At 73.4% G+C, this 13,186-nt stretch carries 13 protein-coding genes; 7 read left to right on the top strand and 6 right to left on the bottom strand.

Annotation, left to right across the window (positions count from 1 at the left end; all coding sequences use genetic code 11):
* The first annotated feature begins 73 nt into the window (after positions 1-73).
* From xylB to AB0E85_RS27725, 6 genes are all read left to right on the top strand, one after another.
* Positions 74-1,519 (top strand): xylulokinase, encoded by a 1,446-nt coding sequence (gene xylB, locus AB0E85_RS27750; protein WP_361932465.1) that lies wholly within the window; start codon positions 74-76, stop codon positions 1,517-1,519.
* Positions 1,520-1,533: 14 nt separating this feature from the next.
* Positions 1,534-2,742 (top strand): ROK family transcriptional regulator, encoded by a 1,209-nt coding sequence (locus AB0E85_RS27745; protein ID WP_361932462.1) that lies wholly within the window; start codon positions 1,534-1,536, stop codon positions 2,740-2,742.
* Positions 2,743-2,993: 251 nt separating this feature from the next.
* Positions 2,994-3,617 carry an N-acetylmuramoyl-L-alanine amidase gene (locus AB0E85_RS27740; protein ID WP_361932460.1) on the top strand — a complete coding sequence of 208 codons (624 nt, stop codon included), beginning with the start codon at positions 2,994-2,996 and terminating at the stop codon, positions 3,615-3,617.
* Between the two features lie 94 nt (positions 3,618-3,711).
* Positions 3,712-4,110, top strand: coding sequence for a luciferase family protein (locus AB0E85_RS27735; protein ID WP_361932457.1), 399 nt, complete (start codon positions 3,712-3,714; stop codon positions 4,108-4,110).
* Positions 4,111-4,113: 3 nt separating this feature from the next.
* Positions 4,114-5,286, top strand: coding sequence for an NUDIX domain-containing protein (locus AB0E85_RS27730; RefSeq protein ID WP_361932454.1), 1,173 nt, complete (start codon positions 4,114-4,116; stop codon positions 5,284-5,286).
* A 127-nt stretch (positions 5,287-5,413) separates the two neighbouring features.
* Complete coding sequence (locus tag AB0E85_RS27725; RefSeq protein ID WP_361932451.1) at positions 5,414-6,649, top strand: phosphodiester glycosidase family protein; 1,236 nt, start codon at positions 5,414-5,416, stop codon at positions 6,647-6,649.
* 2 nt (positions 6,650-6,651) lie between these two features.
* On the opposite strand, the gene AB0E85_RS27720 is transcribed toward AB0E85_RS27725, so the two are convergent.
* From AB0E85_RS27720 to AB0E85_RS27695, 6 genes are all read right to left on the bottom strand, one after another.
* Complete coding sequence (locus tag AB0E85_RS27720) at positions 6,652-6,846, bottom strand: hypothetical protein (protein ID WP_361932448.1); 195 nt, start codon at positions 6,844-6,846, stop codon at positions 6,652-6,654.
* 123 nt (positions 6,847-6,969) lie between these two features.
* On the bottom strand, positions 6,970-7,833 hold the full coding sequence (locus tag AB0E85_RS27715; protein ID WP_361932445.1) for a phosphatidylinositol-specific phospholipase C/glycerophosphodiester phosphodiesterase family protein: 864 nt from the start codon (positions 7,831-7,833) through the stop codon (positions 6,970-6,972).
* A gap of 203 nt (positions 7,834-8,036) precedes the next feature.
* Complete coding sequence (locus AB0E85_RS27710; RefSeq protein WP_361932443.1) at positions 8,037-9,110, bottom strand: acyl-CoA dehydrogenase family protein; 1,074 nt, start codon at positions 9,108-9,110, stop codon at positions 8,037-8,039.
* The gene (locus tag AB0E85_RS27705) at positions 9,107-10,324 is read right to left on the bottom strand and encodes an acyl-CoA dehydrogenase family protein (protein WP_361932440.1); all 1,218 of its coding nucleotides are present in this window, start codon (positions 10,322-10,324) and stop codon (positions 9,107-9,109) included. Before AB0E85_RS27705 ends, AB0E85_RS27710 begins: the two co-directional genes overlap by 4 nt.
* Positions 10,321-11,286: an NADPH:quinone oxidoreductase family protein gene (locus AB0E85_RS27700; RefSeq protein WP_361932438.1), complete on the bottom strand. Its 966-nt coding sequence runs from the start codon at positions 11,284-11,286 to the stop codon at positions 10,321-10,323. The genes AB0E85_RS27705 and AB0E85_RS27700 overlap by 4 nt, the downstream gene beginning before the upstream one ends.
* Before the next feature lie 117 nt (positions 11,287-11,403).
* The gene (locus AB0E85_RS27695) at positions 11,404-11,976 is read right to left on the bottom strand and encodes an XRE family transcriptional regulator (protein WP_361932435.1); all 573 of its coding nucleotides are present in this window, start codon (positions 11,974-11,976) and stop codon (positions 11,404-11,406) included.
* A 77-nt stretch (positions 11,977-12,053) separates the two neighbouring features.
* Here AB0E85_RS27695 and AB0E85_RS27690 point away from each other — a divergent pair, with 77 nt between their 5' ends.
* Positions 12,054-12,995: an NAD(P)/FAD-dependent oxidoreductase gene (locus tag AB0E85_RS27690; protein ID WP_361932433.1), complete on the top strand. Its 942-nt coding sequence runs from the start codon at positions 12,054-12,056 to the stop codon at positions 12,993-12,995.
* Positions 12,996-13,186: the final 191 nt, after the last annotated feature.

Here is a 13,186-nt window from a genome sequence, read left to right as displayed (position 1 = left end):
CGAGCACCTCTCTGGGAAGAGACAAGGTGCCTCCGAACGGAGACACGTGCCGCGCGCAGTAGGGAGAAGCCCGATGTCAGCAGCCGAGGGTCCGCTCGTCGTCGGTGTGGACTCGTCCACCCAGTCCACCAAGGCGCTGGTCGTCGACGCGTCCACCGGCCGGGTGGTGGCGAGCGGCCAGGCGCCGCACACGGTCTCCTCGGGGGCGGGGCGCGAGACCGATCCGCGCCAGTGGTGGGACGCGTTGTGCGAGGCCCTGAGCCAGTGCGGTGACGCGGCGCACGAGGCCGCAGCCGTGTCGGTCGGCGGGCAGCAGCACGGCCTGGTGACCCTGGACGGCCGGGGCGAGCCGGTGCGGCCGGCCCTGCTGTGGAACGACGTGCGTTCGGCGCCGCAGGCTCGTCGGCTGACCGAGGAACTGGGCGGCGCGAAGTTCTGGGCCGACCGCACGGGAAGCGTGCCGGCGGCCTCGTTCACGGTCACGAAATGGGCGTGGCTGGCCGAGCACGAGCCGGAGGCGGTGCGTGCCACGAAGGCCGTGCGCCTCCCCCACGACTACCTCACCGAGCGGCTCACCGGGCAGGGCACGACCGACCGCGGCGATGTCTCCGGTACGGGCTGGTGGTCCTCCGGGACGGAGACGTACGACGAGGAGATCCTCGCGCACGTGGGGCTCGACCCGGCCCTGCTGCCGCGGGTGGTCCGGCCCGGCGAGGTGGCGGGCACGGTACGCGACGGCCATGATCTGCCGTTCTCCCGGGGCACCCTGGTCGCGCCCGGCACGGGCGACAACGCCGCCGCAGCGCTGGGTCTCGGAGTGCGGCCGGGTGTGCCGGTGATGAGTCTCGGCACGTCGGGCACGGTGTACGCCGTGTCGCGGCACCGGCCCGCCGATCCGAGCGGCACGGTGGCGGGCTTCGCCGACGCCCGCGGCGACTGGCTGCCGCTGGCCTGCACCCTGAACTGCACGCTCGCCGTCGACCGTGTCGCAGCGCTGCTGGGCCGCGACCGCGAGGCGGTGGAGCCCGGTACGGCCGTGACGCTCCTGCCCTACCTGGACGGCGAACGCACCCCGAATCTGCCCGACGCCGCCGGCCTGCTGCACGGCCTGCGCCACGACACGACCGCCGGCCAGCTGCTCCAGGCCGCCTACGACGGTGCCGTGCATTCCTTGCTCGGCGCGCTCGACCTGGTCCTCGACGAGGACGCGGACCGTTCGGAACCGCTGCTGCTGATCGGCGGCGGCGCACGGGGCACGGCCTGGCAGCAGACCGTACGGCGGCTGTCGGGGCGTCCTGTGCAGGTGCCCGAGGCCAGGGAACTGGTCGCGCTCGGCGCCGCGGCGCAGGCGGCCGGGCTGCTGACCGGCGAGGATCCGGCGGCTGTCGCACGTCGCTGGGACACGGCGGCCGGGCCGGTGCTCGATGCCGTCGAGCGGGACGAGGAGACGCTGGCCAGGATCGCCGGGGTACTCTCCGACGCGGCTCCGTTGCTGGAGCGGCCCACGGACACCCACTGAGGACTGGCGTCAGCATGACCGCACCGCTGCACGAGGCCCGTTCCTCCGGACCGGGACGCGCGTTGCCCGACACTCAGCAGGGCATGCGCCGCCGCAATCTCGCCCGTGTCCTGCACGCCCTCCGCGCCGAGGGGCCGCTGTCCCGGGCCGCCGTCGCCTCACGGATCGGCCTGACCCGGGCGGCGGTCTCGACGCTCGTCGACGAGCTCATCCGCTCGGGGCTCCTCGAAGAACTGGGGCCGGAGCGGCCCGGCCGGGTGGGCCGGCCCGGTTCCGCGCTCGCCGTCAGCGGACGCGGCCCGGCGGGCATCGGCGCGGAGGTCGGCGTCGACCATCTCGCGGTCTGCGCCGTCGACCTGCGCGGCACGACCCGGGCGCGGGCGATACGGCAGGGAGCGAACCGCGACCGCTCCCCTGAACCCGTGCTCGCGGAACTCACCGAGTTGATCCGGCAAGTCGTCGCCGAGGCGGAGGCCGAGGGCCTGCGGCCGGCCGGACTCGCCGTGGCCGTGCCGGGCCTGGTGGCGCGCGACGGCCGGACGGTCGTGCGCGCCCCGAACCTCGGCTGGCACGACACGGACCTCGGCACACTGCTGCCGGCCGGACTCCCGCTGACGGTCGACAACGAGGCCAACTTCGGCGCTCTCGCGGAACTCTGGCTGGGCGAGGACACGCCCCGCGACTTCCTGCACGTCTCGGCGGAGATCGGTATCGGTGCGGCGGTCGTGGTGGACGGCGGGCTGCTCCGCGGAACCCGCGGTTTCGCGGGCGAGTTGGGTCACGTGCCGGTCCGGCCGGACGGGCCGGAGTGCGCCTGCGGCGGCCGAGGCTGCCTGGAGCAGTACGCGGGTGAGGAGGCCGTGCTGCGTGCGGCCGGGCTGGAGCCCGACGAGGACCGGGTCGGGCTGCTCGCGGGTCGGGCCGCGCAGGGCGACGAGAACGTACGCCGTGCCCTGCGCGACGCGGGGACGGCGCTCGGTGTGGCTCTGACCGGGGCGGTCAACCTGCTCGACCCGGAGAGCGTGATCCTGGGCGGGGAACTCTCGGGGCTCGCGCCCTGGCTGCTGCCCTCGCTGCGGGACGAGCTGGCACGGCGTACGGCAGGTCCGGTCTGCCCCGTTTCCGTGTCCGGGCTGGGGCCCGAGGGCCCGCTGCTGGGGGCCGCGCACTCGGTGGTCCGGGCGGTGCTGGACGATCCGGCGGCCGTCGCCGGGCAGGCCTGAAGCGGGCCGTCGCCCGCAGTCACCCGCTGGGTCCGGCCCGGTCCCCCGTCCCCGCCGTTCGTCCCCGTCCGTCCGTCCCAATCACCCGCCCGGGTGAGGGAGTTGTCCACAGTCGCGGCCCCGTCCACCGCGTTCTGCTGACCGGCCGGCAGGCGCCGTAACTTGATCACGCGGGCCACGGCCACAACGGCCGCCGCTCCGCGCAGTTGAGCAAGAGACACTCTCCCGCCGAGCCCGGAAGGCACACAGCCATGGGACGAAACACGGACCGGAACGCCGAACCGACCACCCACTTCCCCAGCCGACGAGGCATCCTCGCCGGCGCCGCCCTCACCGCCGTCCCCGCCGTCCTGCTCTCCGGCACCCGGGCCGATGCCCGGCCCCGGGCCGTCGACCACCCCGGAGCGGCGTGGCACCCCGCGAGCCGCAAGAACTACACGCCGTCGAACCGCCCGCGCGCCCACCCACTGCGCTACGTGATCATCCACGTGGCGCAGACGACCTACTCCGGCACCCTGTCCGTCTTCCGGAACCCCAGGACGAGGGTGTCGGCGCACTATGTGGTGCGCTCCTCCGACGGGCATGTCGCGCAGTGCGTGCGCGATTCCGACATCGCCTGGCACGCGGGGAACTGGGACTACAACACCCGCAGCATCGGCATCGAGCACGAAGGCTGGGTGGACCGGCCCGGGTACTTCACGGACGTCATGTACGAGCGGTCGGCCCGGCTCACCGCGTCGATCTGCGAGAGGTACGGCATCCCGAGGAACCGCGCGCACATCATCGGCCATCACGAGGTACCGGGCAGCGACCACACCGACCCGGGCCGGCACTGGGACTGGAAGCGCTACCTCAGACTCGTCAAATCCGCCTGAGAGCCAGGTCGGAAGCCCTACGTTCCACCTCACGTCCCGGTTACGAATCACTCAACCCCTGGTTGCGGACCGGTAAGCAGGCGACGATGGGGGCATGACTCTGGCCCAGCGCGCCCTGGAGCGCCTGCAGGCCTGGCCCGACCTCATGGCGGGCCCGGCGAGTTGCGGTACCGGAAAGGCGCTCCGTTCCGTCCGTGACGAGATCGTTCACTTCCACTCCTCACGGGATGTGGACCTCCACCTCACACGCCGGGCCATCCAGCGCATCCATTCCGACCTCGCCGGTTCGAGCGCGATCCACCTGCTGCCCGGATCGGGCTGGGTGACGATCCACCTCGACTGCGAGGCGGACGTCGACCTGCTGCTGAGCCTGGTGAGCATCGCCCTCAAGGCCCACCAGGCGCCCCCCGCCGACGACGACGGGCGGCGGCCCGCCGGGTGCAACTTCCGCCGGGTCACGGTGCTTCCGCGTGATGCCGTGGCGGGCGGCTGAACCTTGTCGGACGAACCGGAGGCGGTCAACGCCGAGGCCTGGGACGCGTACGGTGCGCACCATCTGCTACGGGGCACGGTCCTGCCCGAAGTGGCGGACGTCGGCTGGGGGTTCGAGGGCGGCGGGCCGGGGAGCGAGGTGCTCGGGAAGCTGACGGGCCGGCGAGTGCTGGACCTCGGGTGCGGAACGGCCCGGCACGCCGCCCACCTGGTCCGGGCCCACGGCGCGCTGGTGGACGCGGTCGACGCCTCGGCCGGACAGTACGAGCGGGCCCGGGCCCGCTACGGCGCACTGCCCGGGCTGCGGCTGGTCCTCGGCGACGCCGTGGAGCATCTGCGTGCGGCGGAGCCGTACGACGTCGTCTATTCCGTCAACGCCGTCCCGTACGTCGATCCGCACCGACTGCTGCCCGCCCTCGCCGGGGCGCTGAGGCCGGGTGGACGGTTCTGTTTCACGGTGCTGCACAGCAACAGCCGGGGTGACGGACCGTCGGACCGGGTCGTCGCCCGGCCCGAGGTGCTGCGGCTGGCGGGTGGCGGTGAGGTCACCGTCCGGATGTGGGTGCTCACACCGGAGGTCTGGACGGCGCTGCTCACGGAGTACGGGCTCCGCGTGGAGGGGATCGACGTCCTCGACGCGCCGGAGGAGGGCAACCGGGCCTCCTACCGGCTCTTCCGGGTGACCCGGCCCGTCAGGGTCTCCTCCCGGCCGCGCGTCGACAAGGCGCCGCCAGCGCACGCCGCGATCGGGGTGGGCGCCATCTTGTACGGTCCGCGCGGGCTGCTGCTGGGCCGGCACCGGCGCGGGACGTGGGAGCTGCCGGGCGGGACGGTGGAGCCCGGCGAGTCGCTGCGGGAGACGGTCGTGCGGGAGCTCGGCGAGGAGACGGGCCTCGCGGCGCGGCCCGAGGACGTCCGGCTGCTCGGGACGCTCCTGGACGACGCGGGCGGTGTCGTCCGCGTGACCGTGCCCGCCCTGGTCACCGGCTGGCGGGGGGAGCCGGCGGACCAGCCCGGGGAGAGTGTGGGCCACTGGCGCTGGTTCGCCCTGGACCGGCTGCCGGAGCACCTGTTCGTGTGCAGCGCTCAGGCCCTCACCGCCTGGCGGCCCGGCTTGCCGATCGACCACACGCCCGCGCACTACACGCCGTACGCCACCGGAACGGGCGACAACTGAAGCACCCGGAGGGGTGCGATTTTTCAGCCGTTCCCGCGAAGGAGGCGCTCGGTCGCCCTGCCTGCCCCCGCGGTCTGGTGCACTGCCCCTGAGGGTCCCGACAGTTGACGAGGCATCAGGGGGCACGATGGCAGGTCGTCGCAGGCGACGGGGTGCGGGCAGAGCGGTACTGGCGTTCGTCACGGCGTTTTGCGCGCTGACCGGTGCGGCCCTGGCGGGGGCGGCTCCGGCCGGCGCCGCCCAGAAGGGCGTACGGGTCGCACCGGGCGTGACGTACGAGGAGTTCGACATCACGGCGACCAAGGGGGTGACGCACGCACATGTGCTGAGGGTCGACCTGGGCAACCCACAGGTGCGGGTCGATCTGCTGTACCCGGGGGCGGTGGCCGCACGGGGGCGGGTCTCGACGATGGCGAACAGCCAGGGCGCGGTGGCCGGTGTCAACGGTGACTTCTTCAACATCACCGAGACACAGCACCCGGGCGTCGAGGCGACCGGCGCGAGCGTGGGTCCGGCGATCGCGGCCGGGCGGACCCTCAAGGCGGCCGTGCCGAACGGCCAGCGGTTCGGGCCGGCCCTGCCGCCCGGCACGACCACCGAGGACGTGTTCGGCGTCGGCACCGACGGGCGGGCGCGGCTGGACCGGCTGACGCTGGAGGGGTCGGTCAGTACGGCCGAGGCGCAGCTGCCTCTCGGCGGGCTCAACCAGTACGCGCTGCCGGTGGGTTCGGTCGGTGCGTTCACCTCCGAATGGGGCGGCGTCTCCCGGGTGCGTGCCACGTGTGGCACGGACACCGACCGTGCCGCTCCGTGCAGCACGGACACCTTAGAGGTGACGGTCCGCGACGGACGGGTCGTCTCGGCCGCCGGCAGCCCGGGCAGCGGTCCCATCGCCGCGGGGACGACCGTGCTGGTCGGCCGGGAGGCGGGCGCCCAGCAGCTGCGAAAGTTCTCCACCGGTGAACCGGTCGAGGTCGAGCACGGCCTCGTGGCGGCCGGCGACGGCGTCTCCTACCGGCTCGCCGTCGGCGGCTACCCGGTGCTCTCCGGCGGGCAGCCGCTGCCGGGGCTCGACGACACGACGTCGGCCGTCCGTACCGCCGTGGGGATCGCCGAGGGCGGGCGGCGCTTGCTGCTGCTCGCGCTGGACGGCGCCGCCGCCTACCGCAGCGGCCTGACGATCGCCGAAGTCGCCGGCACCCTGCGGAAGCTGGGCGCGGACGACGCCTTCAGCCTGGACGGCGGCGGGTCGTCGACCCTGGTCGCGCGCGAGCCCGGCGCGAGCGTGGTCTCCGTGCGCAACCACCCCAGCGGCGGCGCCGAACGCCCCGTCCCGAACGGGATCGGCGTGTTCTCGGGGTGAGGTCAGGGCCGCAGGCCGCTGACGATCTCGGCCGTCGCGGTGAGGCCGCTGTGGATGGTAGGGGCGACGCTGGTGCCGGCCAGTGAGAAGCCGAGCAGCAGGCAGACCAGTGCGTGGGAGATCTTCAGTCCGCCGTTGCGCAGGAAGATCACCGCAAGGATCCCGAGCAGCAGCACCACAGAGATGGAAATGGCCATCGTCAACTCCTCCGCCACGCCGCCATGTCCGGTTCACGACGTTCGGCCGCAAGTGTGGCGTAGCGGAGGGTTCGTCCGGGCGGCTGAGCTGTCCGCCGAACGTGTGGTGTCCTGCTGCCGTCCCTAGACCGCCCGCCGGGCGTCGAGGAACGCCTCCAGTCCCGCGAGGTCGTCGGTGTTGAGGTGGTCGACACCGGCGGCGAGCAGTTCGCCCCAGACGGCGTCGCGGGCGGGTCCGGCCAGATCCGGGGTGGCCCAGAACCGCACCTTCTGCCCCCGCTCGTGGGCGGTCCTGGTGATGCCCCGCAGCTTCTGCCGCTCGGCGTCCGGGAAGGCGCCGACACCCCGCCAGGTGAAGTTGAGCGTCCAGTTGTCGCTGATCAGCGGGATGAGGGAGGCCGGTGCCGGGCTGCCGAGGTCGGAGAGGCGGCCGTCGTAGAAGGCACGCCGGACGGTCTGGGCCTCCAGGGGCGCGCGGGCCGCGCGGTCGCCGGAGATCACGGCGGTGACCGGGCCGCGGCGAACGCGACCATGGGCGTACGTCGTGAACAGGTGCCGGTGGCGCCTGAGGTGGCGGTCGAGTTCGCGGTACGTCGAGGAGCCCTCGGTCTTGATGTCGATGAGCAGTTGCAGCGAGCCGCGGTAACCCCGGTACACCGTGCCCCGGTTGGAGCGGACACGGGCGGCGAGCGGGTCGAGGTAGAGGGACTCCAGGGTGCGGGCGGGGTCGAGGTCCTCCGGGTCGTGTGCGACGAGGAGCCGGTCGCCCACGAGGTGGATGTCGGCCTCGACGCTGCCGAAGCGGTGGTCGAGGGCGTCGAACAGGGGACGCGGGTGCTCGTAGTCGTTGTGGGCGTGGGCGCGCCACAACGGGCGGGGCCTGTGCGTGCGTTCGCCGGCCGGCGCCGGGGCGGCGGGGAGGGCGATCGAGCCCGCGAGGGCTGCGCCGAGGGTGGTGAGGGCCGTGCGACGGGTGGTGTGGGCCATGCTCTGCCTCCCTGGAGGTGCCGTGCGGGAACCCTGCGAGTATGAGGTCCCGGAGGCTCAAGCAGCAGGTGTGGAGACGGAGTTGGCCGGACTGCCGCCACGCGTTCACTTCGGCGGGGCGGGCGCGCGGAAAGGCCCGCCCCTGGTGGGACGGGCCTTTCCGGGAGAACTCCGGCCGTTCGGCGATGTCGGCCGGCTGGGCGTCAGGGGGCCTGGAGGTCGGCCAGCGCGGCCAGTGCCTCCCGGTGGGCGCCGGCCGTGCCGTAGGCGATCGAGTCGGCCTTGGCGCGCTTGAGGTAGAGGTGCACGGGATGCTCCCACGTCATACCGATGCCGCCGTGCAGTTGCAGGGCTTCCTCGGCGGCGTGCACGGCCACGGGTGCCGCGTAGGCCTGGGCGACGGTGACGGCCATGTCCACGTCGTCGCCGTTCGCCAGGGCGTCGGCGGCGTTGCGGGCGGCCGCGCGGGTGTTGACGACTTCCAGCCACAGCTGGGCCAGCCGGTGCTTGATCGCCTGGAAGCCGCCGACGGGCCGGTTGAACTGTTTGCGTTCCTTCAGGTAGCGGACGGTCTCCGTCAGCGTCCACTCGGCGAGCCCGAACTGCTCGGAGGCGAGCAGTCCGGCGCCGGCGCGCAGGGCTCGGCGCACGGCGGGTTCGGCGTCGCCCAGCAGCCGGCCCTGCACCCCGTCGAGGGTGACGGTGGCGAGCGGCCGGGTCAGGTCCAGGGAGGTCTGGGGCGTGACGGTCGCGGTGGTGGCGTCGACGGCGTACAGACCGCCGTCGTCGGCGGGAACGAGCAGCACGTCGGCGACGGCCGCGTCGGCGATGCCGGTCAGTTCGCCGTGCAGCAGCCCGTTCTCGTGCCGGACGACCCGGTATGCGGCGCCCGGTGCGATGTTGAGGGCGACAGCGAGGGCGCCGATCGTCGTGCCGGTCGCGAGGTCGCGCAGGAGGTCGTCGGTGCCGCAGGCCAGCAGGGCCTCGGTGGCGACGACCGCGCTCGTCAGGTACGGCACGGGGGCGATGGCGCGTCCCAGTTCCTCCAGTACGACGGCGGCTTCGCGGTGTGTGGCGCCCTGGCCGTCGAGTTCCTCGGGCACCAGCAGGCCGGCGAGGCCCATGCCGTCGGTGAGGGCCTTCCACAGGGCCAGGTGGTGCGGGGTGCCCGACTCGGTGCGGGCGATGACGCCGGGCGCGTCGCAGTGGTCGGTGAGCAGATCACGGACGGCGGCGCGCAGCGCCTCTTCCTCTTCCGAGTACAACAGGTCGCTCATCGGGCGAGGTCCTTCCAGGCGACGTCCTTGTCGGTGCGCGGCTCGGGGGGCAGGCCCAGGACGCGCTCGGCGACGATGTTCAGCAGGACCTCGCTGGTCCCGCCCTCGATGCTGTTGCCCTTGGAGCGCAGGTAGCGGTAGCCCGCTTCGCGGCCGGTGAAGTCGACCAGCTCCGGGCGCCGCATGGTCCAGTCGTCGTACAGCAGGCCCTCCTCGCCGAGGAGTTCCACCTCCAGGCCGCTGATCTCCTGGTTGAGGCGGGCGAAGGCCAGCTTCATGCCGGCGCCCTCGGGACCGGGCTGGCCCGCGACGAGCTGCTGGCGCAGCCGCTCGGCGGTGAGGCGGGAGACCTCGGACTCCACCCACACCTTCAGCAGCCGTTGGTGCAGATCGTGGGTGCGCAGCTCGGGCCGCTCGCGCCAGGTCCTGGAGATCGGGCCGATCATGCCGCCCTCGCGGGGCAGCCGCATGCCGCCGATGGCCACGCGTTCGTTGTTGAGGGTGGTCTGCGCGACCTTCCAGCCCTCGCCGACCGCACCGAGGCGCCGCGAGTCCGGGATGCGGACGTCGGTGAGGAACACCTCGTTGAACTCGGCTTCGCCGGTGACCTGCCGCAGCGGGCGCACCTCGACACCCGGATCGGTCATGTCACACACGAAGTACGTGATGCCCCGGTGCTTGGGCACGTCCGGGTCGGTGCGGGCGATGAGGATGGCCCAGCGGGCCACATGGGCGCTGGACGTCCACACCTTCTGCCCGTTGACGACCCAGTCTCCCCCGCTCCCGCCTTCGTTCGAGCGGGAGGGGCCCCCATCCTCCCGGACGGCCCGGGTGCCCAGGGCGGCGAGGTCGGATCCGGCGCCCGGCTCGCTGAACAGCTGGCACCAGACCTCCTCACCCGTCCACAGCGGCCGCAGGAACCGCCGCTTCTGCTCCTCGGTGCCGTACTGGAGGATCGTCGGCGCGGCCATGCCGAGGCCGATGCCGATGCGCCGCGGGTCGTTGTCGGGTGCCCCGGCGGCCTCCAGCTCGGCGTCCACGACGGCCTGGAGGGAGCGGGGGGCGCCGAGTCCGCCGAGGCCCTCCGGGTAGTGCACCCAGGCGAGTCCGGCGTCGAAGCGGGCCCGCAGGAACTCCAGGCGGTCGGTGGAGGCCGGCGGGTGGGAGGCCAGCAACTCCCGGGTGCGGCTGCGCAGTTCCTCGGCGTCGGTCATGCTGCCTCCTCCATGACGACCGCGATCCGGCCGGTGGTCAGACCGTCCGCCACCTTCTGCACGGCGCCGGCCGCGCCGCCGAGCGGCACGCGCTCGCTCACCAGCGGCTTGATCGCGCCCCGGGCGGCCAGGTCGGTGAGCTGCTCGTGGCAGTGCTGGACCAGTTTGGGATTCTTGGTGTTGTACAGGCCCCAGTGCAGGCCGAGGATCGAGTAGTTCTTCACCAGGGCGTGGTTCAGGCCCGGGCTGGGGATGGTGCCGCCGGCGAAGCCGACGACCACGATGCGCCCCTCGAAGGCGACGGCCTTCGTGGACTGGGTGTAGGCCTCGCCGCCGACCGGGTCGTAGATCACGTCGGCGCCCCGGCCGCCGGTGGCCTCCTTGACCGCGGCTACGACGTCCTCGGAGCGCCGGTCGATCACGACGTCACAGCCCAGTTCGCGGGCGACGGCCGTCTTCCCGGAGCCGCCGACGACACCGATGACGGTGGCGCCGGCGGCCTTCCCGAGCTGCACGGCCGCGCTGCCGACCCCTCCAGCGGCAGCGTGGACGAGCAGGGTCTCGCCGGCCTCCAGACCGGCCCGGCGGTGCAGACCGAACCAGCCGGTCTGGTAGCCGATGTGCAGAGCCGCGGCCTCGGCGTCGTCCAGGGCGTCCGGCGCGGGCAGCAGCGCGGCGGCGTCCGCGACGGCGTACTGGGCGAAGCCTCCGTGCGGCAGCGCCGGGTTGGCGATCACCCGGCGGCCGTCCTCGGTCTCGCCGCAGATCTCCACGCCCGGGGTGAACGGCAGCGGCGGCCTGACCTGGTAGTGGCCTCGGCAGAGCAGGGCGTCCGGGAAGTTGATGTTGGCCGCGCGCACCTTCAGCAGGACCTGGCCGTCACCGGGGGTGGGCGGCTCCACGTCCTGGAGCCGCATCACCTCGCCCGGCTCGCCGTTCTCGTGCACTTGCCATGCCTGCATGCGGGGCCTCCACGGGGGACTGCTGTGTCTGACCGGGGTCGGTTCGCATACTAAGCGGTCGCTTGCCCATGAGGGAACAGGTGCCGGGCAAATCCCGCCCGGAAGGTTCCCCGTGTGTCAGGCGCCCTTCGGCCGCGCCCGTACGTGCATCCGCTCGCCCTGCGGCCCGAAGAGGCTGAGGAACTCCACCGGCCCCTCCCCCGTCGACCCGAACCAGTGCGGTACCCGGGTGTCGAACTCGGCGGCCTCCCCCGCCGTGAGCACCACGTCGTGCTCACCCAGCACCAGGCGAAGCCTCCCGGAGAGCACGTACAGCCACTCGTAGCCCTCGTGCGTCCGGGGATCCGGCTCCTGCCTGCGCTTCGGTTCGAGGACCTTGTAGGCCTGTAGGCCGCCGGGCTGGCGGGTGAGCGGCCAGAGGGTGCGGCCGCCCATCACGATCGGCTTGGACCGCACGCGCGGATCACCGGCCGGCGGGGCACCGACCAGCTCGTCGAGAGCCACCCGGTGGGCGCGCGCGATCGGCAGCAGCAGTTCCAGACTGGGTTTACGCAGGCCGGACTCCAGCCGCGAGAGGGTGCTGACGGAGATGCCGGTGGTCTCGGAGAGCGCCGCCAGAGTCACCTCCCGGTCCTTGCGCATCTGCCGCAGCCGGGGGCCCACGCCCGCGAGTACCTCGTCCGTCGTCATGGCCGTATTGCAGTTTCGGCAACGACGTTTGTCAATCCCGCAGCACCGGGGCGACGCTCGGCAGCGGAGGTGGTCACATGACCGAGAAGTACGCAGTGGTCGTCATCGGCGGGGGCGCGGCGGGCCTGTCCGCCGCGCTGGTGCTGGGGCGGGCCCGGCACCGCACGCTGGTGATCGACGCGGGTGAGCCGCGCAACGCGCCGGCCGCGCACATGCAGGGCTACCTGTCCCGGGACGGCATGCCGCCCGCCGAGTTCCTCGCCGCCGGCCGGGAGGAGGTCGCGCGCTACGGCGTGGAGCTCGTGCGGGACCGGGTGGTGGAGGTGGAAAAGGGCGAGGACTTCACCGTGGTGTCGGCCGGCGGCCGGAGCGTGCGGGCCCGGCGGCTCGTCGTCGCGACCGGACTGAAGGACGAACTGCCCGCGGTCCCCGGGGTCGCCGAGCGATTCGGCCGGGACGTGCTGCACTGCCCCTTCTGCCACGGCTGGGAGGTACGCGACCAGCCGTTCGGCGTGCTGGCCACGGGCCCGGCGAGCGTGCACCAGGCGCTGATGGTGTCCCAGTGGTCGAAGGACGTGCGGTTCTTCCTCCACACCGTCGCCGAGGAGGAGCTGTCCGACGAGGATCTGCGCCGGCTCGCCGCGGCCGGGGTGGACGTGGTGCCCGGGGAGGTCGCGGAGCTGGTGACGGAGGACGACCGGCTCACCGGCGTCCGGCTCACGGACGGTACGAGGCACGCCCGCTCGGTGTTGTTCACCGCCCCGCGAGCCGTACCGCAGACCGGTCTGCTGGGGCGGCTCGGTGCCGAGCTGCACGAGACGCCGTTCGGCGCGTATCCGGTGGTCGACGCCACCGGCCTGACGACCGTGCCCGGCGTGTGGGCCGCGGGCAACGCCGTCGGCTTCTCCGAGCAGGTCGTGCACGCGGCGAGCGGCGGGTACCGGGCGGCGTCCGCGATCGTCGGGGACCTGCTCATGACGGACCTCGACGCGGCAGTGCGGCGGCAGAGCTCCGCGTGACCGCGTGCCGCCCACCGGGCCACGGCCCGGTCAGGAGAGGCGCAGGTCGATCCAAGGAACGGTGTCGCCCGGCAGCACCTACCGCTCGATCTCGACGAAGCCGTGCGGGAGGAACCCGCGTGCGCCGCGCGCGTCAACCGGATTGCCGCCGCGCCGCCGAAGCGGGGCGGTGCCCGGTGCCGTACGCCCGG

It is taken from the genome of Streptomyces sp. NPDC029044 (assembly GCF_040637495.1).
Classification (GTDB): domain Bacteria; phylum Actinomycetota; class Actinomycetes; order Streptomycetales; family Streptomycetaceae; genus Streptomyces.
The sequence above is the reverse complement of the archived record's forward strand: the minus strand, read 5'-3'. Positions and strand labels throughout refer to the sequence as shown.